Consider the following 23,369-nt stretch of genomic DNA (forward strand, 5'->3'; position numbering starts at 1 on the left):
CGACCGGTCGCCGAGCCAGACAGGCCGACGTCCGCTCCAGGGAAGGACCCTTCGTGAGCGACACCACCGATCTGATGGGCGTGCGCGCAGACACCACTGTCGCCCCGTCCGATGCCGCCGCGCCCGCCGCCGGTGCTGCCACGGCCCCCAGTGCCTCGCGGCGCCGTCGGTCCGGCACCGGTCTGGACGGCATGGTCCTGGCCGAACTCCAGCAACTCGCCTCCGGTCTCGGGATCAGGGGCACGGCGCGCATGCGCAAGAGCCAGCTCATCGAGACGATCAAGGAGCGGCAGGCCGCCGTGGCGGCCGGCACCGCCCAGTCTCCGGCCGCGGCCTCCGCCGACGGCGCCGTGGCGGACAAGCCCAAGCGCCGCGCCACCTCGCGGACCCGGCTCGACCAGGCCGCCGCGACGGAGCCGGAGAGCGCCGCCCCGGCCACCGCGACCGCCACGGCCACCGCGCCGCCGGAGCCCAAGCAGATCGAGATTCCCGGCCAGCCGGCCGGTGAGCAGGCCAAGTCCGCCGCGGCCACCGCGGTGAAGGCCGACCGGACGGCCGAGCAGGCCGCGGACACCGCCGAGGGCCGCGTCACGGAGAAGGACGCCCGGACCGGCGGGGACGGCAAGCAGCAGCAGGCCGGTCAGTCCGGCCAGGGGGGCCAGGGCGGTCAGGCCGACGACCGCCAGGACCGGTCCCGCCGGGACCGCCGCGAGCGGCAGCGCGACCGCCGGCGCGGCGAGGACGGCGGCGACGGCGGCGGCCGGCAGGGCCGCGAGCGCCAGCAGGGCGGCCAGGGTGGTCAGGGCGGCCAGGGCGGCGGCCAGCAGGGCCAGCAGCAGGGCGGTCAGGGCGCGGGCGCGCAGGACGACGACGAGTTCGGCGAGGGCCGGGGCCGGCGTCGCGGCCGGTACCGCGACCGTCGCGGGCGCGGCAACCGGCGCGAAGACTTCGGCGGCGGCGAGCCGCAGGTGGCCGACGACGACGTCCTGATCCCGGTGGCCGGCATCCTGGACATCCTTGACAACTACGCGTTCATCCGGACCTCCGGCTACCTGCCCGGCCCGAACGACGTGTACGTCTCGCTCGCCCAGGTCCGCAAGAACGGCCTGCGCAAGGGCGACCACGTCACCGGCGCGGTGCGCCAGCCCAAGGACGGCGAGCGCCGCGAGAAGTTCAACGCGCTGGTCCGGCTGGACTCCGCGAACGGCATGGGCGCCGACTCCGGCCGCGGCCGTCCGGAGTTCAACAAGCTCACCCCGCTGTACCCGCAGGACCGGCTCCGGCTGGAGACCGACCCCGGTGTGCTGACCACGCGGATCATCGACCTGGTCTCGCCCATCGGCAAGGGCCAGCGCGGCCTGATCGTGGCCCCGCCGAAGACCGGTAAGACCATGATCATGCAGGCCATCGCCAACGCGATCACCACCAACAACCCCGAGTGCCACCTGATGGTCGTGCTCGTCGACGAGCGGCCCGAAGAGGTCACCGACATGCAGCGGTCGGTGAAGGGCGAGGTCATCTCCTCGACCTTCGACCGCCCGGCCGAGGACCACACCACGGTCGCCGAGCTGGCCATCGAGCGGGCCAAGCGGCTGGTGGAGCTGGGGCACGACGTGGTGGTGCTGCTGGACTCGATCACCCGTCTGGGCCGCGCGTACAACCTGGCGGCGCCTGCCTCCGGCCGCATCCTGTCCGGTGGTGTCGACTCCACCGCGCTCTACCCGCCGAAGCGCTTCTTCGGCGCCGCGCGCAACATCGAGGACGGCGGCTCGCTGACCATCCTGGCCACCGCGCTGGTCGAGACCGGCTCGCGGATGGACGAGGTGATCTTCGAGGAGTTCAAGGGCACCGGCAACATGGAGCTCAAGCTGGACCGCAAGCTCGCGGACAAGCGGATCTTCCCCGCGGTGGACGTCGACGCGTCCGGTACCCGCAAGGAGGAGATCCTGCTCGGCGGCGAGGAGCTGTCCATCGTCTGGAAGCTGCGCCGGGTGCTGCACGCCCTGGACCAGCAGCAGGCGATCGAGCTGCTGCTGGACAAGATGAAGCAGACCAAGTCCAACGCCGAGTTCCTGATGCAGATCGCGAAGACCACGCCCGGCTCGGTCGACTGAGCCGTCGGGAACACCCACCCGTAAAACCCCGCACCACCCTGCGCCCGCTCACCGGACCCCCGGTGAGCGGGCGCATTTTCGTATCGTATGATCGGCGGGCCGCAGGTGGGGGGGAGCTCATCTTCGGACCAGGCCCAGCGCCGCGGTTGTCGACGCCACCGACGTCACCACACACCCGCCCGCGCTCCGGGCCCGGTCCGCCCTTGCGTTTTTTCGCCCCGCCTCCTGTGGGCACTGACTGCCGCACCGGCCGCGCTCTCGCGCCGTGCGGCACTGGTCACGACGACAGGAGTTCCGAGTGTTCGCTGCCCCCAAGGGCAAAGGTGCCGGGAGACGCCTGCGGGCGATTCCCGCGACTGCCCTGGCCGTCGGTGCCACGGGGCTGTTCCTGACAGCTCCCGCGGCCCACGCCGACGGCACCCCGCAGCCGGCCGCATCGCAGCCGGCCGCGTACCAGGCGCCCAGCCAGGCCGATCTGCGCGCCCGTGTCGCCCATGCGATCGACCTCCAGCAGGCCACGACGGCCCGGTCGACCCAGTCCGCGACGACCACCCCGTCCACCTCGGTGTCCCCGTACATCATCGGCGGCACCACCACCACGATCTCGACCGCGCCCTGGATGGCTCAGCTCTGGTACTACGACGACCGGGGCACCACGAGCACCAGCGACGACATCGGCTTCTTCTGCGGCGGCAGCGTGGTGTCGCCGACGAAGATCCTCACCGCCGGGCACTGCGTGCACGGTTACAACTGGGCCCGGAACGGCAGCATCATCACCGGCACCGACCAGCTGCCCACCGAGAACCTCGACAACACGCTCGACCTGCACGGCGGCACCGCCACCGGGGCCGTCCGGCAGTGGAACCACCCGTCGTTCACGGAGACCGCCAGCGGCACCGCCGAGAACGACATCGCGGTCATCACCCTCGCCAAGCCGGTGACCGTCACCCCGCTGCTGCCGACCCGGGGCACCGACACCGCGTCGTACACCCCGGGCAAGCAGGCGACGGTCTACGGCTGGGGACGCACCTCGTCCACCACCCAGGACCTGTCGGGGACGCTGCGCAAGGCGACGCTGCCGATCGACTCCGACGCCACCTGCACCTCGCAGGCGGTGTACGGCTCGGACTTCAAGCCGGGCCAGATGGTCTGCGCGGGCACCTCGGCGACCGGCAGCGACACCGGCACCGTCACGCCCTGCAACGGCGACTCCGGCGGCCCGCTGGTCTACGGCGGCCGGATCATCGGCCTGGTCTCCTGGGGTGTGACGGACTGCGTCGCCAAGGGCGCGCGGGCCGTGTTCACCAAGGTCAGCACGTACGTCCCCGCGCTCGACCCGCGTCTGGACGACGCGAGTTGGACCGGCGACAACCTGGCGGACCTGTTCGCCCGGACGCCGGCCGGTGAGGGCTACGTCTACCGCTCGACCGGCAGCGGGCTGGCCACGCGGGTCGACGTGGGCAACTGGAGCGGGCTGAACATCGTCCGGCAGACCGACCTCAACCGCGACGGCCGCCAGGACGTGGTGGCCCGTGACACGGCCGGCAACCTGTGGCTGTACGCGGGCACCGGTTCGGCCTCCGCGCCGTTCGCCGCCCCGGTTCAGCTCGGCTCCGGCTGGAACGTGTTCCGGACCTTCGTCACCCCCGGCGACATCACCGGCGACGGCCTGCCCGACCTGTTCGCCGCGGACGTCAACGGCGTCTCGTGGGTCTACCCGGGCAACGGCAAGGGCGGCTTCGGCGCCCGGATCCGGATCGGCTCCGGCTGGAACATGTACAACGGCGTGCTCTACGGCAAGGGCGATCTGACCGGCGACGGCCTGCCCGACATCGTGGTCCGCGACGGTTCCGGCGTGCTGTGGCTGTACCGGGGCACCGGTTCGGCCTCCGCTCCTTGGGCGAGCCGCACCAAGATCGGCGCCGGCTGGAACATGTACAACGCCTTCTCCGCCACCGGTGACGTCACCGGCGACGGCAGGGCGGACCTGATCGCCCGCGACACGGCCGGCAAGCTGTGGCTGTACAAGGGCACCGGCAAGGCGTCCGCGCCGTTCGCCACCCGGGTCCTGATCGGCTCGGGCGGCTGGGGGATGTACAACCTGTTCGGCTGAGCACGTCGAAGGCGCCCGCGCACTCCCACCAACGGGGTGCGCGGGCGCCTTCGCGTTTTCCTGTACGGGCTTCGCGTGGGCTTCGCAGGGTCCACGAGGGCTTGACGCGGGGCAGTGTTGTTCCTCACCCGGATGTGGTGTTTGGCTTGCGCGGCAATGGTTCTGACGATCCATATGGTGCATTTGGCGGGCATTGTTCATTGCCCACTTTTTACGTATTCGAGGATTCGAAAGGGTGGAATTTTCCATTCCGTTAGGTCGATTCATCGGCCCGGCGCGACCCCTTCCTCGCTGTGTGGCTGCTGTGTGAAGATTTCCCGGTTTTTCGGGGGGCTGTACATGACAGTCACAGCCTGTTGCCACGCGAAGGAGAAGCAGTGAACAGAGGGTGGGGGGGTCCCCGGCGTACCGCGTCGGGTGGTCCTGCGAGATCGTCGTCACGGTGGTTACGGCGAACAGCCGTGGCGGCGGTGACGGCGCTGGCCGCCTCGGCGGCCACAGTGGCGGGCGACACGGGTACGGCGCTGGCCGCGCCCCGGGCCGCCGCGCCCGCCGAGGGGGTGGCCCGGCCGGCCGCGTCGGTCGGTCCGGCGCAGGCGCAGGACGCGGCGTCGGCGCGGTCGATGGCCCGGTCCCAGCACCGCCGGATCGAGGTGCTGGGCGACCGTACGGATGCGTCGCAGACGTTCGTGAACACCAACGGCACGATGACCTACACCGCGTTCGCGGAGCCGAAGTGGGTCAAGCGGGGCGGCGCGTGGGCGGATCTGGACGCCACGCTGACGCTGCGGGCGGACGGGACGGTCCGGCCCGCGACGGCGGAGTCCGGCCTGGTGCTGTCCGGCGGCGGATCCGGTCCGCTGATGTCGATGACGGTCGACGGCAAGGCGATGTCCCTGGCCTGGCCGTCGGCGCTGCCGGTGCCGGCGCTGTCCGGCGCGACGGCCACCTACGGCAACGTGCTGGACGGGGTGGACCTGCGGGTCACCGCGACACCCCAGGGCGGCGCCGAGGAGACGCTGGTGGTCAGGACCGCCGCCGCGGCCGCCGACCCGCGGCTGTCGGATCTGGTGCAGACCGTCTCCACCGGTACGGGGACGACCGCGGTCACCGACGCGGGCGGAAACCTCACCGTGAAGGACTCCGGCGGCCGCCTGCTGGTGAACTCCCCGGCCCCGGCGATGTGGGACTCGGCGACCGGCGCCAACGGGACGGCCGCCACGACCGTCGCCTCCGCGGCCACCCCGAGCGCCACCGCGGCCACTGCCGGCGCCCGGAGCGGCCCGAGCCGGTCCACCGACCGGGGCCCGGGCGTGCGCGCCCACCGGGCCGCGGTGCGGGCGAGCCTGAAGGACCACACGCTGCACCTGGTCCCGGACCGGGGACTGCTGTCGCAGAAGGACACGGTCTTCCCGGTGTACATCGATCCGGCCTACGTGCCGCACCCGGCGAGCGGCTCGACGCTGCACTACGACCTGGTGCAGCAGGCGCTGCCGACGTCGTCGAACTACGACATCCCGCCCGCCATCGGCAACGGGGCCGGTCTGGAGGCCATGTACCCCCCGACCGGTATCGAGCGGACCTACTACCAGGTGGGCATCCCGTCGAAGATCTGGGACGGGCACGTGCTCAGCGCGTCCATGAAGTTCACCGAGGAGAACTCGGCGAGCTGCGCCGCGACCACGTACGCCGTGCAGACCTGGTCGACCAACCCGATCAGCGCCTCCACCACGTGGAACAACGCCCCGGCCAAGGTCGCGGAGCAGAGCTCGGTGAACTTCGGGCCGGCCTGCACGACAACCCCCAGCGGCACCTTCAGCTTCATGAACCAGGTGACCAATGCCGCGGCCAATCACTGGTCGAACATCACCTTCGTGCTGGTCAACAGCAGCGAGACGAACAGCGCCCAGTACAAGCAGTTCGCCAACCCCTCGCTGTCCATCACCTACAACACCCCGCCGGCCACCCCGACGAGCATGAGCTTCTCGCCGGCCGGCGGCCTCTGGAACACGGTGTCCAGCACGGGTACTCCGACCTTCACGGCGCAGGCCACCGACGCCGACAGCGACACCGTCCGGCTGGACTACCAGGTGCTGTCGCGCACCACGGTGGTCGCGTCGGGCAGTTCGGCGTTCGTGACCTCCGGCACCGCCGGGACATGGAAGCCGTCGTCCGCTGTGCCCGACGGCAGCTACACCTGGCAGGTACGTGCCTATGACGGCGCCGACTACTCCGCCTGGAGCACCGGCCAGTTGCTCAGGATCGACACCGCGACCTGCGGTGGCGCCACGGGCGGCCTGGCCCCGACCGATCTCCAGGTCGGCGGGCTGAGCACGGGGGCGCCGGTGCTGTCGGGGATCGTGCGCGCCTCGGCCGGCGGCGCCGGAATCCTGACCGGCAACATCTACCTGGTGGACTCCTCGGGCCAGGCCGTGGGCGGTTCGCCGACGGCCACCGGTACCGCGCCCAGCGGCAGCCGGGTCAGCTGGCGGGTTCCGCCCGGGGTCCTGACCGCCGGCGGCAATTACACCTGGTCCATGGGAACACCGGACGCCTGCGTCGTGCACACCACGGCCGGGCCCGCCTTCACCGTGCCCACCGACACCACCGAAACGGCACCCACCGGTCCCGGCAACGCCACCATCAGCGGGTCGGCACTGGTCATCACATCAGCGGCCGCCGACGCCACGAGCGCGCCGGCGACCGGCGCACCGTTCAGCGTCGGGGGAGACGGCACCAACCAGTGGGTGGCCGCCCTCAAGGCCGACCTGAGCGCGATCCCCGCGGGCTCCGCGATCGACTCCGCGACCCTCACGATGAATCCGGCCGGGTGCCTCGGCCCCTGCACCGCGGACACCGTGACCATCGGCCAGGCCACCTCGGACGTCAGCGCCGCCGCCACCGGTACGGACCTGGCGGCGGTGACCACCGGCGCCTCGTACAGCGCGTCGCAAAGCGCCGGCACGTACGACGTGACGACGCTGGTGGGCGCCTGGACGACCGGCGCCGTGTCCAACGACGGCCTTCTGCTGACCGGTACCGCGTCCGGGGAGGCGTACAGCGGCGCGAGCCTGCACGTCAACTACACCCCGCCGACAGTGCCGTCCGCACCGCAGTCGCTCACGCTGACGCCCGGTGACGGTGGCGTCATCGCGGGATGGGCGCAACCGTCCTCGACCGGCTACCTCGACCCCACGGGCGACGCCGACGGCATCACCGCCTACCACGTGACCGTGACCGGCCCCGGCGGCACCGTGGCCGCCACGACCACCACGACCGACACCTCCGCGGTCCTGACCGGGCTGACGGACGCCACCGCTTACACCGTCTCGGTCACCGCCGAGAACCCGGTCGGAACAGGCGCCGCCGCCACCGGTACCGCCACACCCCAGGCCGTCCCCGGCGGCAAGCAGCAGTATCTGGACGCCGTCACACAGTTCCTCAACGCCCGTGACTCCCTCCAGACGGGCGCCACGACGACCGCGGCGGCGGCCACGGCCGGCGACAGCCAGCAGACGGCGATCACCGGATGGCTGAACAACGAGGTCTCCGCGGACACCGCCATGGCCACCTACGCGACGTCCATGCAGCAACAGGAGACCGACGACACCACCACTCTGTCCGACCAGTTGGTCGCGCTCGATCCCACCGGATCGACGGTCAACGTGTTCGCCACGGCGGACGAGACCTTCACCACCGTGGACACCAGCACCGGCACGGCGCAGTCGGTCCCGGGCCAGGAGACCGACGCGGTGGAGTACTCCTTCTCGGCCGGCGGCAGCCCGGCGATCACCCAGTACACCGACGCCGACGCGGTGGTCGTGCCGGTCAGCGCGGAGACCGCCCCCACCGCGTATTCGGCTGTCCTCGATGACCTCACCGGGACCACGCCGGACGGGGTCGGCGTCGACTCCACCGGGACCCACTTCACCGATCCGCCCGCCGGAACGATGCGGCCCATGGCGCACTACGGGAACCGGACCGGCATCAAGAACTGGGCCGACGCGCACTGGAACGGCAGCTACAACGGATTCAGCGACGACTGCACCGACTTCGCCTCCCGGGCGATGCACTCCGGCGGCAAGATGCCGGAGAACGTGCCCATCTCGCCGATCCTTTCGTACAAGAACGACTCCTACTGGTTCCAGTACACGTACTGGTACGGCTACACCCAGACCAGCTACTCCTGGGCCGGGGCCGTGCACCTGGCGAACTACCAGTCCCGCCAGGGGGCTTGGTTCATCCCCTACGCCAGCTGGGTGTCGGCGGGCGACCTGATCTTCGCGAACTGGTCCGGCGGAGGATTCTCCGGCATCACGCACACCGGCGTCGTCGCCGCTGTCACCAGCCACAACATCTACATCGACCAGCACTCCAAGAAGCGCTATCACGAGCCGCTGTGGAAGGCGGCCGGCTACACGACCTGGCAGGGCTCCAACCCGCGGCTGAGCGTGTGGGTCGCGGAACCGTACGAGCGGAACTGAGGCGCTGACGCGCAGCCTCCGACCGGCCGTGTCCGCAGTGAGCGCCGGCCCCGCCCCGCATCGGGCGGGGCCGGCGCCCCTGCGACGGCCATGAGGCACCCGTGAAACATCCACGGCTGGCATTTCCCCAGGTCAAGGGGTATGTCGCCGGCCGCCGGGTCGCCCGGATGGCGGTACGCCGGTGCCGGGCGCACGATGGAACGCCAGGGCCCGTCCCATGCCTGACCGCACCCATTGGGGGTAGCCGCAGGAACGACACAGCAGGGAGACGAAAGCCGAGGTACCGCCATGCCGGACGACGATCTGCCGGGCCTGGGGGCTCGCCCGCTCGGGGCGGCCACGGCCCGCGCACGACGGCGCCGGGGGCTGCGGATCGCGGCCTGGACAGCGGCCGGCCTGGTCCTGCTCGGCGCGTCGGGCGCCGGATACATGTACTTCCGGCTCAACGACAACATCCACCGGGTGAACATCGACAGCGCGCTGCACCAGGAGCGGCGGCCGGCCCGGCTCGACAACGGCGCCATGGACATCCTCGTCCTCGGCTCCGACTCGCGCTCCGGCGCCGACAGCGTCTACGGCCGGGACACCGGCACCGCCCGCTCCGACACCGCCATGGTGATCCACCTCAACCGCGGCCACACCCGGGCGACCGTGGTGAGCATCCCGCGCGACACCCTCGTCCACCGCCCGCCCTGCACCACCCCCCGCGGCGGCACCGCGCCCGCCGCCGACGAGGTGATGTTCAACAGCGCCTACGAGGTCGGCGGCCCGGCCTGCGCGGTCAAGACCGTCGAGTCGCTGAGCGGACTGCGCATGGACCACTACGTCGAGGTGGACTTCTCCGGCTTCCGGCACCTGGTCGACGCCCTCGGCGGGGTCCCGCTGACCACCACGGCGGCCATCCACGACCCGGACAGCCACCTGGACCTGCCGGCCGGCACCCACACCCTGAACGGCGCCCAGGCACTCGGCCTGGTGCGCACCCGGCACGGCGTGGCCGACGGCAGCGACCTGGGCCGGATCAAGCTCCAGCAGGCGTTCCTGCGGGCCCTGCTGGACCGGATCGGCGGGCTGGGCCTGCTCACCAGCCCCGGCAAGCTGTTCTCGGTCGCCGACACCGCCACCAGCGCCGTCACCACCGACACCGGGCTCGGCTCGGTGAACAAGCTGATGAACCTGGCACAGAGCGTGCAGCACATCGACTCCCGGCACACCCACACGGTGACCCTGCCGGTCGAGTACGCGCCCACCGACCCCAACCGGGTGCGGCCCATCGCCTCCGGCGCCACCATGGTCTGGGCCGCCCTGCGGGCCGACCGCCCGGTCCCGCCGGCCGCCGTCCGCGACTCGGTCGCCGAGAAGTCCCCCGCCTCGAAGGTCGTCGGCCGCCCCTGAGGCGCCCTGGCGCGCCTCGACGAGCCTGGATGCGCCTTGACGCGTACAGCTCGGGAATGATCCCGGTCCCGCCCCGGTTTTGTCCGGTGCGGGCGGTCCTGGCAGACTTGACCGCTGGCCCCGGTTCACGCGACGCAAACCCGCGGAAGCGACCCGGTGCCCTCCCGGACCTAGGAGCATCCTTGAAGCGCGACATCCACCCCGAGTACGTCGAGACGCAGGTCACCTGCACCTGCGGCGCGTCGTTCACCACGCGCAGCACCGAGCCGAGCGGCCAGATCCGCTCGGACGTGTGCTCCGCGTGCCACCCGTTCTACACGGGCAAGCAGAAGATCCTCGACACCGGCGGCCGCGTGGCCCGCTTCGAGGCCCGCTTCGGCAAGGCGAAGACGGCCGGGTCCGCGAAGAAGTAGCGACCCGAGAGCGCCGGTCCCCGGTCGCCCCGCGCAGGGCGGCCGGACCGGCGCTTTGTCGTCCGGCCACCAGTCCGCACTTCCCAGGGATCCATGATGTTCGAGGCGGTCGAGGAACTCATCGGCGAACACGCCGACCTCGAGAAGCAGCTTGCCGACCCGTCGGTGCACGCCGACCAGGCCAACGCGCGCCGGCTGGGCCGTCGTTACGCCGAGCTGACGCCGATCGTCACCACCTACCGCGCATGGCGGCAGACCGGTGACGACATCGGCACCGCGCGGGAACTGGCGGCCGACGACCCGGAGTTCGCCGCGGAGGTCAAGGACCTGGAGCGGCAGCGCGAGGAGCTCACCGAGCGGCTGCGGATGCTGCTGGTGCCCCGCGACCCCAACGACGACAAGGACGTCATCCTCGAGGTCAAGGCCGGCGAGGGCGGCGAGGAGTCCGCGCTGTTCGCCGGCGACCTGCTGCGGATGTACCTGCGGTACGCCGAGCGGGCCGGCTGGAAGACCGAGATCCTGGACGCCAACGAGTCCGACCTCGGCGGCTACAAGGACGTCTCGGTCGCGGTCAAGGCCCGGGCCGGCCACGAGCCCGGCCACGGCGTGTGGGCCAGGCTGAAGTACGAGGGCGGCGTGCACCGCGTGCAGCGGGTGCCGGCCACCGAGTCGCAGGGCCGGATCCACACCTCCGCGGCCGGGGTGCTGGTCACCCCCGAGGCCGAGGAGGTCGAGGTCGAGATCAACCCCAACGACCTGCGGATCGACGTCTACCGCTCCTCCGGGCCCGGTGGCCAGTCGGTCAACACCACCGACTCCGCGGTACGCATCACCCACCTGCCCAGCGGCCTGGTCGTCTCCTGCCAGAACGAGAAGAGCCAGCTCCAGAACAAGGAGTCGGCGATGCGCATCCTGCGCTCCCGGCTGCTGGCCGCCGCGCAGGAGGAGGCCGAGAAGGAGGCCTCCGACGCGCGCCGCAGCCAGGTGCGTACGGTGGACCGGTCCGAGCGGATCCGCACGTACAACTTCCCGGAGAACCGGATCTCCGACCACCGGACCGGCTTCAAGGCGTACAACCTGGACCAGGTGCTCGACGGGGAGCTCGACACGATGATCCAGGCGTGCGTGGACGCCGACGCCGCCGCCAAGCTGGCCGCGGCCGGCGAGGCGGCGGGCTGACCGGCGCCGGCCGGGCCCAGGGCTGAAGGGGACGAGGGAAGTGAACCTGCTGCTCGCCGAGGTGGCGCAGGCCGCGCAGCGGCTGGCGGAGGCCGGGGTGCCGTCGCCGCGCTTCGACGCCGAGGAGCTGGCCGCGTACGTGCACGGCGTCAAGCGCGGACAGCTGCACAGCGTGGCCGACGGCGAATTCGACGCGCGCTACTGGGAGGCCGTCGCCCGCCGCGAGGCCCGCGAGCCGTTGCAGCACATCACCGGCCGGGCCTTCTTCCGCTACCTGGAGCTCCAGGTGGGGCCCGGGGTGTTCGTGCCGCGCCCGGAGACCGAGTCGGTGGTCGGCTGGGCGATAGACGCGGTCCGCGCCATGGACGTGGCCGAGCCGGTCGTGGTGGACCTGTGCACCGGCTCCGGCGCCATCGCGCTCGCCCTGGCCCAGGAGGTGCCGCGCTCCCGCGTGCACGCCGTGGAACTGTCCGAGCAGGCCCTGGAGTGGGCCCGCAAGAACGTGGCGGGCAGCAAGGTCGACCTGCGGGCCGGGGACGCGCTGAGCGCCTTCCCCGACCTCAACGGCCAGGTCGACCTGGTGGTGTCCAACCCGCCGTACATCCCGCTGCGCGAGCGCCCGCTGGTGGCCCCCGAGGCCCGCGACCACGACCCCGAGCTGGCCCTGTTCTCCGGCGAGGACGGCCTCGACGCCATCCGCGGCATCGAGCGCACCGCCCACCGGCTGCTGCGCCCCGGCGGCGTGGTCGTCATCGAGCACGCCGACTCCCAGGGCGGCCAGGTCCCCTGGATCTTCCACGAGGACGCCGGCTGGGCGGACGCGGCCGACCACCCCGACCTCAACAACCGTCCGCGCTTCACCACCGCCCGCAAGGCGGTGCCGTGAGGATCGGGGATGCGCGGGAGAATCTGCCGGGGGTCCGGGGGTCGTCCCCCGGGAGATGGCGGCACCACGGCCCGCAAGGCGGTGCCGTGAGGATCGGGGATGCGCGGGAGAATCTGCCGGGGGTCCGGGGGTCGTCCCCCGGGAGATGGCGGCACCACCGCCCGCAAGGCGGTGCCGTGAAGGCACCGATGCAGCACGACCGCCTGCAAGGCGATGCCGTGAGTACGTTCCTGGGTACGTCTTTGGAGGTCAGCTAATGGCACGGCGATACGACTGCTCCGACGCGAACGACCGGGCCACCGGCCTGCGCGAGGCCACCTCGGCGGTCAAGCGCGGCGATCTGGTGGTGCTGCCCACCGACACCGTCTACGGCATCGGCGCCGACGCCTTCGACGCGGAGGCGGTCGGCGACCTGCTGCAGGCCAAGGGCCGCGGCCGGGCCATGCCCTCGCCGGTGCTGGTGGGCTCCCCGAACACCCTGCACGGCATCGTCACCGACTTCTCCGAGCAGGCCTGGGAGCTGGTCGACGCCTTCTGGCCGGGCGCGCTGACCCTGGTCACCCGGCACCAGCCCTCGCTGAACTGGGACCTCGGCGACACCCGCGGCACCGTCGCGGTCCGCATGCCGCTGCACCCGGTCGCGATCGAGCTGCTGACCGCCACCGGGCCGATGGCCGTCTCCAGCGCCAACCTCACCGGCCACCCCTCGCCGCAGGACTGCGACGCGGCCCAGGAGATGCTGGGCGACTCGGTCGCGGTGTACCTCGACGGCGGGCCCACCCCGGCCGCCGTGCCGTCCTCCATCGTGGACGTCACCGGCAAGGTGCCGGTGCTGCTGCGGGCCGGGGCGATCAGTGCGGAGGAGCTGCGCAAGGTCGTACCCGACTTGCAGGAGCGCAATTGACGCCCGGCGGACACCGGTCCGAGTGGCGTGGCATACGGGGACCGGACGTCCCGCCGGGCGTACCGGGGCAGGGGCGTGACCTCTTCCGGGTGCTGCACGTCTGCACCGGCAACGTGTGCCGCTCGCCGATGGCCGAGCGGCTGATGCGGCACGGCCTGGCCGGGCGGCTCGGCGACGGCGCCGCGGGCATCCTGGTGGAGTCCGCGGGCACCTGGGGCCACGAGGGCGCGCCCATGGAGGCCCACGCCGCCGCGGTGCTCGCCGAGTACGGCGCCGACCCGGCCGGCTTCACCGGCCGGGAGCTGCTGGACGACCACGTCATCGACGCCGACCTGGTGCTGACCGCCACCCGGGACCACCGGGCCCAGGTCATCGCCATGGGCCACGACGCGGGCCTGCGCACCTTCACCCTCAAGGAGTTCACCCGGCTCGTGCGCGCGATAGACCAGGCCACCCTGCCCGAGGACGGCGTGACCGAGCGGGCCCGGGCCCTGGTACGGGCCGCGGCGGCGCTGCGCGGCTGGCTGCTGGCCTCCACCCCGGACGCCGACGAGGTCAACGACCCCTACGGCGCCCCGATCACGTACTTCCGCAGCATCGGCGAGGAGATCCAGCTCGCCCTGGACCCCGTGGTCACCGCCCTGACCGGAATCCCGGCCGCCGTTTAGCCGTCCACAGCAGGGCGGCCGGGCGCGGGCGCGCCTACAGTGGGACCGGGATCACCTCTCCTCGCCCGGGAGGCAGCCATGCCGGTCTCGGCCGCAACGCCCGCCGAAACACCCGCCGCGCCGGCCGCGGAGCCGGCCTCCGCCGCGCCCGCCGGAGGGAGGGCCGCGCCGCCCGGCGGGTCCGCCGCCTCCGGCCGGGCCGGGGCCCCGCCCACCGGGCTGCCCGCGGACTTCTCGGCGCTGCGCCGCCAGGACCCGGAGCTGGCCGGGCTGCTGCTGGCCGAACTGGACCGGCAGAGCCGGTGCCTGCAGCTCATGGCGGGGGAGAACTTCGCCTCGCCGGCCGTGCTCGCCGCCCTCGGCTCGCCGCTCGCCAACAAGTACGCGGAGGGGTATCCGGGCCGCCGCCACCACGCCGGCTGCGAACTGGTGGACCTGGCCGAGCGGCTGGCCGTGGAGCGCGCCTGCGCCCTGTTCGGCGCCGAACACGCCAACGTGCAGCCGTACTCCGGCTCCTCGGCCGTCCTGGCCGCCTACGCCGCCCTGCTGGTCCCCGGTGACACCGTGCTGGCCACCGCGCTGCCGCACGGCGGCCACCTCACCCACGGCTCCCGCTCCAACTTCTCCGGCCGCTGGTTCCGCTTCGTCGGCTACGGCGTGCGGGCGGACACCGGCCTGATCGACTACGACCAGGTGCGCGACCTGGCCCTGGCGCACCGCCCCAAGGCCATCGTGTGCGGCACCATCGCCCACCCCCGGCACCTGGACTGGGCGGCCTTCCGGGAGATCGCCGACGAGGCCGGCGCCTACCTGATCGCGGACGCCGCCCACACCCTCGGCCTGGTCGCCGGGGGAGCGGCTCCGAACCCGGTGCCGTACGCCGACGTGGTGTGCGCCACCACCCACAAGACGCTGCGCGGCCCCCGCGGCGGGCTGATCCTGTGCGGCGAGCACCTGGGCCCCCGGGTGGACCGGGCGGTCTTCCCGTTCTCCCAGGGCGGCCCGCACCTGCACTCCATCGCCGCCAAGGCGGTCGCCTTCCAGGAGGCCGCGGGCGCCGGCTTCGCCGCGTACGCGCACCAGGTGGTCGCCAACGCCCGCCTGCTCGCGCGGGAACTCGCCGGGCAGGGCCTGGACGTGCTCACCGGCGGCACCGACACCCACCTGATCACCGCCGACCTGGCACCGCTGGGCCTGTCCGGAGGCAGCGCCCGCGGCCGGTGCGCGGCCGCCGGCATCGTGCTGGACAAGTACGCCCCGCCGTACTCCCGGGCCGGCGAGGAGTGCTCCGGGATCCGGCTGGGCACCGCCGCGGTCACCACGCAGGGCATGGGCGGCGCCGAGATGACCCGGATCGGGGAGCTGATCGGCCGGGCGCTGCGCGAGGAGCCGGCCACGGTGACCGAGGTCACGGCCCTGACCCGGCGCTTCCCGCCGTATCCGGTGACCGCTGCGTGACGGCTTGCTCACCCGGCCGTAACATGCCCGACCTTCGTACATTCCCACCGCGGACGGAGTGCAACCGCAAAGGTTCCCTGTGAGTCTTCCCTTGTGTTGGCTGTCCCGGCCCGGCCACCACTAGGGTGTGACGCTGTGAGGAACCCCCGGACGCGTGCGCATGACGGCTGCGCCCCCGAAAACGGCGGAGGCTGCTCGTGCGCGAGTATCTGCTGACTCTGTTCGTGACCGCGGCCGTCACGTACCTGCTGACCGGGCCGGTACGGAAGTTCGCGATCGCGGCCGGCGCCATGCCCCCGATCCGGGACCGGGACGTGCACCGCGAGCCGACCCCGCGACTGGGCGGCATCGCCATGTTCGGCGGGCTGTGCGCGGGTCTGGTCACCGCCGCGCACCTGACCAACCTCGGGGCCGCGTTCAAGCTCTCCAACGAGCCGCGCGCCCTGCTGTCCGGGGCCGGGCTGATCTGGCTGCTGGGCGTCCTGGACGACAAGTGGGGCGTGGACGCCCTGATCAAGCTGGGCGTCCAGATGATCGCCGCCGGCGTGATGGTCATGCAGGGCCTGACCATCCTGTGGCTCCCTGTGCCCGGCATCGGCACCGTCGCCCTCACCCCGATCCAGTCCACGCTGCTGACCGTCGCGCTCGTGGTGATCACCATCAACGCCGTCAACTTCGTCGACGGACTGGACGGTCTGGCCTCCGGCATGGTGTGCATCGCCGCCGTCGCGTTCTTCATGTACAGCTACCGCATCTGGTACGGCCACGGCATCGAGGCCGCCGCGCCCGCGACGCTGTTCAGCGCGATCCTGATCGGCATGTGCCTGGGCTTCCTGCCGCACAACATCCACCCGGCCCGGATCTTCATGGGCGACTCCGGCTCCATGCTGATCGGCCTGGTGCTCGCCTCCGGTGCGATCTCCATCACCGGCCAGGTCGACCCGGACGCGATCACCAGCTTCACCGGATCCACCCGCAACACCGTGCACTTCATGGTCCCGGTCTACATGCCGCTGCTGCTGCCGCTGACCATGATCGCCATCCCGGCCACCGACCTGGTGCTCGCCGTGGTCCGCCGTACCTGGAACGGTCAGTCCCCGTTCGCCGCCGACAAGGGCCACTTGCACCACCGGCTGCTGGAGATCGGCCACTCGCACAGCCGCGCCGTACTGATCATGTACTTCTGGGCCGCGCTGTTCGCCTTCTCCGCGGTGGCCTTCTCGGTCAACTCCTCCAGCCTGTCGATCGTGCTGGTGATCGTGATCCTCAGCGGCTTCGGCCTGGTGGTCCTGCTGCTGCCGCGGGTGCGGCCGCGGGCGCCGCGCTGGGCCGAGTCGTTCGTGCCGCCGCGCTACCGCAACCGCCGCCGCCGGCTCGCCGCGGCCGCGACCGCCGCCGAACGCGAGATGCACTCCGCCGACCGGCCCGCCCTGCACGGCTCGACCGCGGTCGGTGACCGCACGGCGACACAGGATCGCCGCCGTGTCGACAGCACGCGTGTGTGACAGGCAGCACATCTCCATGGTAAAGACCGCATCAAATACTTTGTGATACCGTTCACGAAAGCAGGGACCGCGCCGTTACACCCTGAGAACGGTCGAAACGGCGCCCGGAGGACCCCCGCCCGAGGCGGGGGCCGTCCTCTGCCCTGACTTGCCTTGACTACGCTCGTCTCCGACGACATCCCGCTTGTCCCAACTCCCGCCGGAGGAGCCGCCCCCATGCAGCCCAACGACGCCCGGATCCTACGCGGATCGGCGATCATCGCCGCTCCCGTGGGAGTTGTCGCCACCGTGGTCAGCGCCGTCGCCGCCGGCGGCAAGGGACTACTGGGCGGCCTCGTCGCACTGGCCGTGATGGCCGCCTTCTTCGGCCTGGGCTCCTGGGCGCTGATGCGGATCACCCAGGACAAACCGCAAGTGGTGATGAGCGCGGGGATGCTCGTCTACACCGTGCAGATCCTGCTGATCGGCATCTTCGTCATCGCGTTCAAGGACACCAGCGCCTTCAACGGCCGGGCCTTCGCGCTGACTCTGCTGTGCACCGCGCTGGCCTGGGTGGGCGGCCAGGTGCGGGAGAGCCTCACGGCCAAGATGCTGTACGTGGACCCGGAACCGTCCGTACCGGCGAAGCCCGCGGCCGAGCCGTCCAGGGAGGACGCGCCTTCGCTGAAGACGGGCTCCTCCCATGGCGGGTAACCCCTGGCCGGACGCCGTACGGGACCAGGCCCTGGATAAGGCCAGGGTAAGGGCCCGTCAACCTCATCTGCTATCGTCCGGAAGCGCATCCGGACGTGGGGGCCCCTCTCGCAGGGAGAAGGTGCCGCCCCCTCGTCCTGCGGTGTACTCGGAACCGGTGCCGCCGCTCAGGCGGAGGTCCCGGGTACCCGGTCCTCGATGCGGGCTCTCAGCGGATCGCGGTGGCTCCGCCACGCCACGTTCCCGGTGCCGACCAGCGGTCCCAGCGACCGCGCCGACACAGACAGTTGCAGTCTTCAATGCGTCACGACGAAGGAGTCACGGGTGAGTGCCCACACGCTGCTCGCGGAGAGCGGATGCCACATCAACCATGACTGCGCGTTCCCGGCTCCGGGCCTCAACTCGTTCGACTTCAAGCCGATCTTCAGCATCGGCAGCTTCGACTTCACCAAGCCCATGCTCCTCGCCATCATCTGCGTGGTGCTCGTCGTGGGCTTCTTCTGGGCTGCCTTCAACAAGCCCAAGCTGGTCCCGGGCAAGCTGCAGCTCGTCGGTGAGATCGGCTACAACTTCGTCGCCCGCAGCATCGCCCGCGAAGTGATCGGCAAGAAGGGCGACAAGTACGTGCCCTTCCTCACGTCGATCTTCTTCTTCGTGTGGATCATGAACGTGATGTCCATCATCCCGTTCGCGCAGTTCCCGGCGAACTCCAAGTTCGCGTTCCCGGTCGCGCTCGCGGCGCTGGTCTTCATCACGTACATGTACCTGACCTTCAAGACGCACGGTTTCCGCGGCGGCGTGAAGAACCTGGTGTGGATCGAGGGTCTGCCCAAGTTCCTGGTGCCGCTGATCGTGCTCCTGGAGTTCATCCAGAACGTGATCACCCGCCCGTTCACCCTCGCGGTGCGGCTGTGGGCCAACATGTTCGCCGGTCACCTGCTGATCGTCCTGTTCAGCGTCGCGAGCTGGTACCTGCTGACTCCCTCGTTCCTGTCCGCCGTGGCCGGCGGCTCCTTCGTCCTGGCCGCCGGCATGACCGCCTTCGAGCTGCTGATCCAGTTCCTGCAGGCGTACATCTTCACGCTGCTCGCCTCGATCTACATCAGCGGAGCGCTCGAAGAGGGTCACTGACCCGCGACGAGCCCCGCAGTCCCCGCACCACCCCCGCCGGGAAGCCCCTCGGCGGACACCACCGCATCGCACACATCACGAAAAGGAAGACAGGGAAATGTCTGCCGAGCTTGTGAACCTCGCCGCCGCCACCACCGCGGGTCGCCTGGGCGCCGTCGCCTACGGTCTGGCCGCCATCGGCCCCGGCGTGGGTATCGGTCTGGTCTTCGGTCACTCCATCGAGGCCATGGCCCGTCAGCCCGAGGCCATGCCGATCATCCGCACCAACATGTTCCTGGGCTTCGCGCTCTGCGAGGTGCTGGCGCTGCTCGGTCTGGTCGCGCCCTTTGTCTTCCAGAAGTGAGCTGTCCGCACCGATAGCCACACTCGACGAAAGGTTCAGAGATCATGTTGTTCCTCGCGGAGGGGGCGCAGAACCCGCTCATCCCCGGCGGTGCGGAACTGGTCGTCGGCCTTCTGTGCTTCTTCATCGTCTTCGGCCTTCTTGGCAAGAAGCTCCTGCCCAACATCCAGAAGACCTTGGAAGAGCGGCACGACGCGATCGAGGGTGGCCTGGAGCGGGCGGCGGAAGCGCAGGCGGAAGCCAACCGCACCCTTGAGCAGTACAAGGCGCAGCTCGCCGAGGCCCGTCACGAGGCGGCCCGGATCACCGAGCAGGCCCGTGAGCAGGGCGCGCAGATCATCGCCGAGATGCGCGAGGAGGGCCAGCGCCAGCGCGAGGCCATCATCGCCGCGGGCCACGCCCAGATCGAGGCGGACCGCCGTCAGGTGACGGCCACGCTCCGGCAGGAAGTCGGCCGGATCGCCACCGACCTGGCCGGCAAGCTGGTGGGCGAGTCCCTGGAGGACCACGCCCGGCAGAGCCGCACCATCGACCGCTTCCTCGAGGGACTTGAGGGCTCGGCGGCCGAGACCGGGGCGGCACGATGAACGGAGCCAGCCGCGAGGCCCTGGCTGCCGCCCGGGAGCGACTCGACGCGCTCGCCGACCACGTGTCGGTCAACGCGACGCAGCTCGCCGACGAGCTGGCCGCCGTCACGGGTCTGCTCGACCGCGAAGGCGCCCTGCGCCGCGCCCTGACCGACCCGGCCCAGGCCGGCGAGACCAAGGCGGCGCTGGCCGGCCGGCTGCTGCGCGGCCAGGTCGGCGAGGACACCGTGGACCTGGTCGGCGGCATGGTCAGGTCCCGCTGGTCGCAGCCCCGCGACCTGGTGGACTCCCTGGAGGAGCTGGCCGACGACGCCGACCTGATCGCCGCCGAGCGGGCCGGCGACCTGGACGACGTCGAGGACGAACTGTTCCGGTTCAGCCGCATCCTGAACAGCAGCGGCGAACTGCGGGCGGCGCTCGCCAACCGGCTCGCCGGCAGCGACGCCAAGGCGGAACTGCTGCACACGCTGCTGGGCGGACGGGCCAAACCGGTCACGGAACGGCTGGTCACCCGGCTGGTCACGGCTCCGCGAGGACGTAGCCTGGACAGTGGGATCGAGACCCTCTCGAAGCTGGCCGCCGCTCGCCGCAACCGGATGGTCGCGGAAGTGGTGTCGGCGGTCCCGCTGACCGACCGGCAGCGGGAGCGGCTCGGCGCCGCGCTGGCCCGTATCTACGGCCGGCGGGTGCACCTCAACCTGGACGTGGACCCCGAGGTCCTCGGCGGGGTGCGGGTGCGCATCGGCGACGAGGTGATCAACGGCTCGATCGCCGACCGTCTCGACGAGGCGGCCCGGCGGATGGCCGGCTGACCGCGGCGCCGCGGACCACACCGTCCTGACACCGTCCAGAACGGCGTCAGACAACACCGTCCCAGCAACAAGCATGAAGGCGGCCCGGGTTGGGCCGACAGAGTCCTTCGGGGCACGCCCCCGGAGGCCCCAGAAACTTCGGGCCCAACAAGGAGAGCAGGGAACCCAGATGGCGGAGCTTACGATCCGGCCGGAGGAGATCCGGGACGCGCTGGAAACGTTCGTCCAGTCGTACACGCCGGACGCCGCCTCGCGCGAGGAGGTCGGCACGGTCAGCGTTGCCGGAGACGGCATCGCGAAGATCGAGGGGCTGCCCTCGGCCATGGCGAACGAGCTGCTGAGGTTCGAGGACGGCACCCTCGGGCTCGCCCTCAACCTCGAGGAGCGGGAGATCGGCGCCATCGTCCTCGGCGAGTTCAGCGGCATCGAGGAGGGCCAGCCGGTGCAGCGCACCGGTGAGGTGCTCTCGGTCGCCGTCGGCGAGGGATACCTGGGCCGGGTCGTGGACCCCCTGGGCAACCCGATCGACGGCCTCGGCGAGATCGAGACCGAGGGCCGCCGCGCCCTGGAGCTGCAGGCGCCCACCGTCATGCAGCGCAAGTCGGTGCACGAGCCGATGCAGACCGGCCTGAAGGCCGTCGACGCCATGACCCCGATCGGCCGCGGCCAGCGCCAGCTCATCATCGGCGACCGCCAGACCGGCAAGACCGCCCTGGCCATCGACACGATCATCAACCAGCGCGACAACTGGCGTTCCGGCGACCCGAAGAAGCAGGTCCGCTGCATCTACGTCGCCATCGGCCAGAAGGGCTCCACCGTGGCGGGCGTGCGCGCCTCGCTGGAGGAGGCCGGCGCGCTGGAGTACACCACCATCGTGGCCGCCCCGGCGTCCGACCCGGCCGGCTTCAAGTACCTCGCCCCGTACACCGGCTCGGCCATCGGCCAGCACTGGATGTACCAGGGCAAGCACGTCCTGATCGTCTTCGACGACCTGAGCAAGCAGGCCGACGCCTACCGCGCGGTCTCCCTGCTGCTGCGCCGTCCGCCGGGCCGCGAGGCCTACCCGGGCGACGTGTTCTACCTGCACTCCCGCCTGCTGGAGCGCTGCGCCAAGCTGTCCGACGACCTCGGCGCGGGCTCCATGACCGGCCTGCCGATCGTGGAGACCAAGGCCAACGACGTCTCCGCGTTCATCCCGACCAACGTGATCTCGATCACCGACGGTCAGTGCTTCCTGGAGTCCGACCTGTTCAACGCCGGCCAGCGGCCCGCGCTGAACGTCGGTATCTCGGTCTCCCGGGTCGGCGGCTCCGCGCAGATCAAGGCCATGAAGTCGGTCGCGGGCCGGCTCCGCGTGGACCTCGCCCAGTTCCGTGAGCTGGAGGCGTTCGCCGCCTTCGGTTCCGACCTGGACGCGGCCTCCAAGGCGGCCCTGGAGCGCGGCCAGCGCATGGTCGAGCTGCTCAAGCAGCCGCAGTACGCGCCGTTCGCGATCGAGGACCAGGTCGTGTCGATCTGGGCCGGCTCCACCGGCAAGCTGGACGACGTACCGGTCGCCGACATCCGCCGCTTCGAGCGCGAGCTGCTGGACTACCTGCACCGGGAGCACAAGTCGCTGCTCACCGGCATCGTGGAGACCGGCAAGCTGGAGGACGGCACCATCGACGCGCTGACCGAGGCCGTCGCGGCCTTCAAGAAGCGGTTCGAGACGTCCTCGGGCGCGCTGCTGGTCGAGGGCTGATCGTATGGGCGCACAGCTTCGGGTCTACCGGCGCCGGATCAGGGGCGTCTCCGCCACCAAGAAGATCACCAAGGCGATGGAGATGATCGCCGCCTCGCGCATCGTCAAGGCGCAGCGCCAGGTGGCGGCCTCCACTCCGTACGCCGATGAGCTCACGCGGGCGGTGACGGCGGTCGCGACCGGCTCCAACACCAAGCACCCGCTGACCACCGAGGCCGAGCACCCGGCCCGGGCCGCGGTCCTGCTCGTCACGAGCGACCGCGGTCTGGCCGGCGGCTACTCCTCCAACGCCATCCGCACCGCCGACCGGCTCACCCAGCGGCTGCGCGGGGAGGGCAAGGAGGTCGACACCTACGTCGTCGGCCGCAAGGGCGTGGCCTACTACGCCTTCCGCGACCGTGCGGTGGCCGAGTCGTGGACCGGGTTCTCCGACAGCCCGCAGTACGGGCACGCCAAGGCCGTCGCGGCACCGATGATCGAGTCGCTGCTGACCGACACCGCGGCCGGCGGGGTGGACGAACTGCACATCGTCTTCACCGAGTTCGTCTCGATGATGACCCAGACCCCGGTCGACCGGCGGCTGCTCCCGCTGTCCCTGGACAACGGGGCCGACGGGGCCGCGGACGGCGAAGGTGCCGAGCGCCGCAAGGGCGAGGCACTGCCGCTGTTCGAGTTCGAGCCGTCCGCGGAGGGCGTGCTGGACGCGCTGCTGCCGCGCTACGTCGAGAGCCGGATCTACAACGCCCTGCTGCAGGCCGCCGCCTCCGAGCACGCGGCCCGCCGCCGGGCGATGAAGTCCGCGACCGACAACGCGGAAGACCTCATCAAGTCGCTCACGCGGCTTGCCAACGCGGCCCGACAGGCCGACATCACCCAGGAAATCAGCGAGATCGTCGGTGGCGCGAGCGCTCTCGCCGACGCTAGCGCGGGGAGTGACTGACCA

The 23,369-nt window shown here is 71.5% G+C and carries 18 protein-coding genes; all 18 read left to right on the forward strand.

The features are described 5' to 3' along the window. The first annotated feature begins 53 nt into the window (after positions 1-53). The 18 genes from rho to ITX44_RS03970 all read left to right on the forward strand — a co-directional run bounded on the left by rho (position 54) and on the right by ITX44_RS03970 (position 23,366). A complete protein-coding gene (gene rho / locus ITX44_RS03885) occupies positions 54-2,114 on the forward strand; it encodes a transcription termination factor Rho (protein ID WP_205355554.1) in 2,061 nt (686 codons plus the stop codon). A gap of 298 nt (positions 2,115-2,412) precedes the next feature. After that, positions 2,413-4,227, forward strand: coding sequence for a trypsin-like serine protease (locus ITX44_RS03890; RefSeq protein ID WP_205355555.1), 1,815 nt, complete (start codon positions 2,413-2,415; stop codon positions 4,225-4,227). A 461-nt stretch (positions 4,228-4,688) separates the two neighbouring features. Beyond that, positions 4,689-8,711, forward strand: coding sequence for an amidase domain-containing protein (locus tag ITX44_RS42540; RefSeq protein ID WP_205355556.1), 4,023 nt, complete (start codon positions 4,689-4,691; stop codon positions 8,709-8,711). A gap of 288 nt (positions 8,712-8,999) precedes the next feature. Then, the gene (locus tag ITX44_RS03900) at positions 9,000-10,106 is read left to right on the forward strand and encodes an LCP family protein (protein WP_205355557.1); all 1,107 of its coding nucleotides are present in this window, start codon (positions 9,000-9,002) and stop codon (positions 10,104-10,106) included. A 182-nt stretch (positions 10,107-10,288) separates the two neighbouring features. Then, complete coding sequence (gene rpmE / locus ITX44_RS03905; RefSeq protein WP_205355558.1) at positions 10,289-10,519, forward strand: 50S ribosomal protein L31; 231 nt, start codon at positions 10,289-10,291, stop codon at positions 10,517-10,519. Positions 10,520-10,615: 96 nt separating this feature from the next. After that, a complete protein-coding gene (gene prfA / locus ITX44_RS03910) occupies positions 10,616-11,698 on the forward strand; it encodes a peptide chain release factor 1 (protein WP_205355863.1) in 1,083 nt (360 codons plus the stop codon). A 40-nt stretch (positions 11,699-11,738) separates the two neighbouring features. Beyond that, entirely contained in the window at positions 11,739-12,584 is an 846-nt protein-coding gene (gene prmC, locus ITX44_RS03915) for a peptide chain release factor N(5)-glutamine methyltransferase (protein WP_205355559.1), read from the forward strand. Positions 12,585-12,840: 256 nt separating this feature from the next. Beyond that, the gene (locus ITX44_RS03920) at positions 12,841-13,488 is read left to right on the forward strand and encodes an L-threonylcarbamoyladenylate synthase (RefSeq protein ID WP_205355560.1); all 648 of its coding nucleotides are present in this window, start codon (positions 12,841-12,843) and stop codon (positions 13,486-13,488) included. A 32-nt stretch (positions 13,489-13,520) separates the two neighbouring features. Continuing rightward, a complete protein-coding gene (locus ITX44_RS03925) occupies positions 13,521-14,156 on the forward strand; it encodes an arsenate reductase/protein-tyrosine-phosphatase family protein (RefSeq protein ID WP_307795110.1) in 636 nt (211 codons plus the stop codon). A 78-nt stretch (positions 14,157-14,234) separates the two neighbouring features. Continuing rightward, complete coding sequence (gene glyA / locus ITX44_RS03930) at positions 14,235-15,614, forward strand: serine hydroxymethyltransferase (RefSeq protein WP_205355561.1); 1,380 nt, start codon at positions 14,235-14,237, stop codon at positions 15,612-15,614. Positions 15,615-15,811: 197 nt separating this feature from the next. After that, positions 15,812-17,119, forward strand: a complete 1,308-nt coding sequence (locus tag ITX44_RS03935) for an MraY family glycosyltransferase (RefSeq protein WP_205355562.1) — start codon at positions 15,812-15,814, stop codon at positions 17,117-17,119. Positions 17,120-17,335: 216 nt separating this feature from the next. Further along, a complete protein-coding gene (locus ITX44_RS03940; RefSeq protein ID WP_205355563.1) occupies positions 17,336-17,812 on the forward strand; it encodes a Cg1360 family ATP-synthase-associated protein in 477 nt (158 codons plus the stop codon). 324 nt (positions 17,813-18,136) lie between these two features. Further along, the gene (gene atpB, locus ITX44_RS03945) at positions 18,137-18,943 is read left to right on the forward strand and encodes a F0F1 ATP synthase subunit A (RefSeq protein WP_205355564.1); all 807 of its coding nucleotides are present in this window, start codon (positions 18,137-18,139) and stop codon (positions 18,941-18,943) included. Positions 18,944-19,040: 97 nt separating this feature from the next. Continuing rightward, positions 19,041-19,286 (forward strand): ATP synthase F0 subunit C, encoded by a 246-nt coding sequence (gene atpE / locus ITX44_RS03950; protein WP_205355565.1) that lies wholly within the window; start codon positions 19,041-19,043, stop codon positions 19,284-19,286. Between the two features lie 44 nt (positions 19,287-19,330). After that, complete coding sequence (locus ITX44_RS03955; RefSeq protein WP_205355566.1) at positions 19,331-19,873, forward strand: F0F1 ATP synthase subunit B; 543 nt, start codon at positions 19,331-19,333, stop codon at positions 19,871-19,873. Next, positions 19,870-20,685 carry a F0F1 ATP synthase subunit delta gene (locus ITX44_RS03960; protein ID WP_205355567.1) on the forward strand — a complete coding sequence of 272 codons (816 nt, stop codon included), beginning with the start codon at positions 19,870-19,872 and terminating at the stop codon, positions 20,683-20,685. Before ITX44_RS03955 ends, ITX44_RS03960 begins: the two co-directional genes overlap by 4 nt. Before the next feature lie 169 nt (positions 20,686-20,854). After that, on the forward strand, positions 20,855-22,426 hold the full coding sequence (atpA, locus tag ITX44_RS03965; protein ID WP_205355568.1) for a F0F1 ATP synthase subunit alpha: 1,572 nt from the start codon (positions 20,855-20,857) through the stop codon (positions 22,424-22,426). Between the two features lie 4 nt (positions 22,427-22,430). After that, entirely contained in the window at positions 22,431-23,366 is a 936-nt protein-coding gene (locus tag ITX44_RS03970; RefSeq protein ID WP_205355569.1) for a F0F1 ATP synthase subunit gamma, read from the forward strand. The last annotated feature ends 3 nt before the right edge of the window (positions 23,367-23,369 follow it).

The organism is Actinacidiphila acididurans (assembly GCF_016918855.1).
GTDB lineage: Bacteria > Actinomycetota > Actinomycetes > Streptomycetales > Streptomycetaceae > Actinacidiphila > Actinacidiphila acididurans.

Coding starts and splice junctions, on each gene's coding strand:
- glyA (WP_205355561.1), top strand. CDS start 14,235: ATGCCGGTCTCGGCCGCAACGCCCGCCGAAACACCCGCCGCGCCGGCC.
- atpE (WP_205355565.1), top strand. CDS start 19,041: ATGTCTGCCGAGCTTGTGAACCTCGCCGCCGCCACCACCGCGGGTCGC.
- ITX44_RS03920 (WP_205355560.1), top strand. CDS start 12,841: ATGGCACGGCGATACGACTGCTCCGACGCGAACGACCGGGCCACCGGC.
- ITX44_RS03900 (WP_205355557.1), top strand. CDS start 9,000: ATGCCGGACGACGATCTGCCGGGCCTGGGGGCTCGCCCGCTCGGGGCG.
- ITX44_RS03940 (WP_205355563.1), top strand. CDS start 17,336: ATGCAGCCCAACGACGCCCGGATCCTACGCGGATCGGCGATCATCGCC.
- ITX44_RS03960 (WP_205355567.1), top strand. CDS start 19,870: ATGAACGGAGCCAGCCGCGAGGCCCTGGCTGCCGCCCGGGAGCGACTC.
- ITX44_RS03970 (WP_205355569.1), top strand. CDS start 22,431: ATGGGCGCACAGCTTCGGGTCTACCGGCGCCGGATCAGGGGCGTCTCC.
- prfA (WP_205355863.1), top strand. CDS start 10,616: ATGTTCGAGGCGGTCGAGGAACTCATCGGCGAACACGCCGACCTCGAG.
- atpA (WP_205355568.1), top strand. CDS start 20,855: ATGGCGGAGCTTACGATCCGGCCGGAGGAGATCCGGGACGCGCTGGAA.
- ITX44_RS03955 (WP_205355566.1), top strand. CDS start 19,331: ATGTTGTTCCTCGCGGAGGGGGCGCAGAACCCGCTCATCCCCGGCGGT.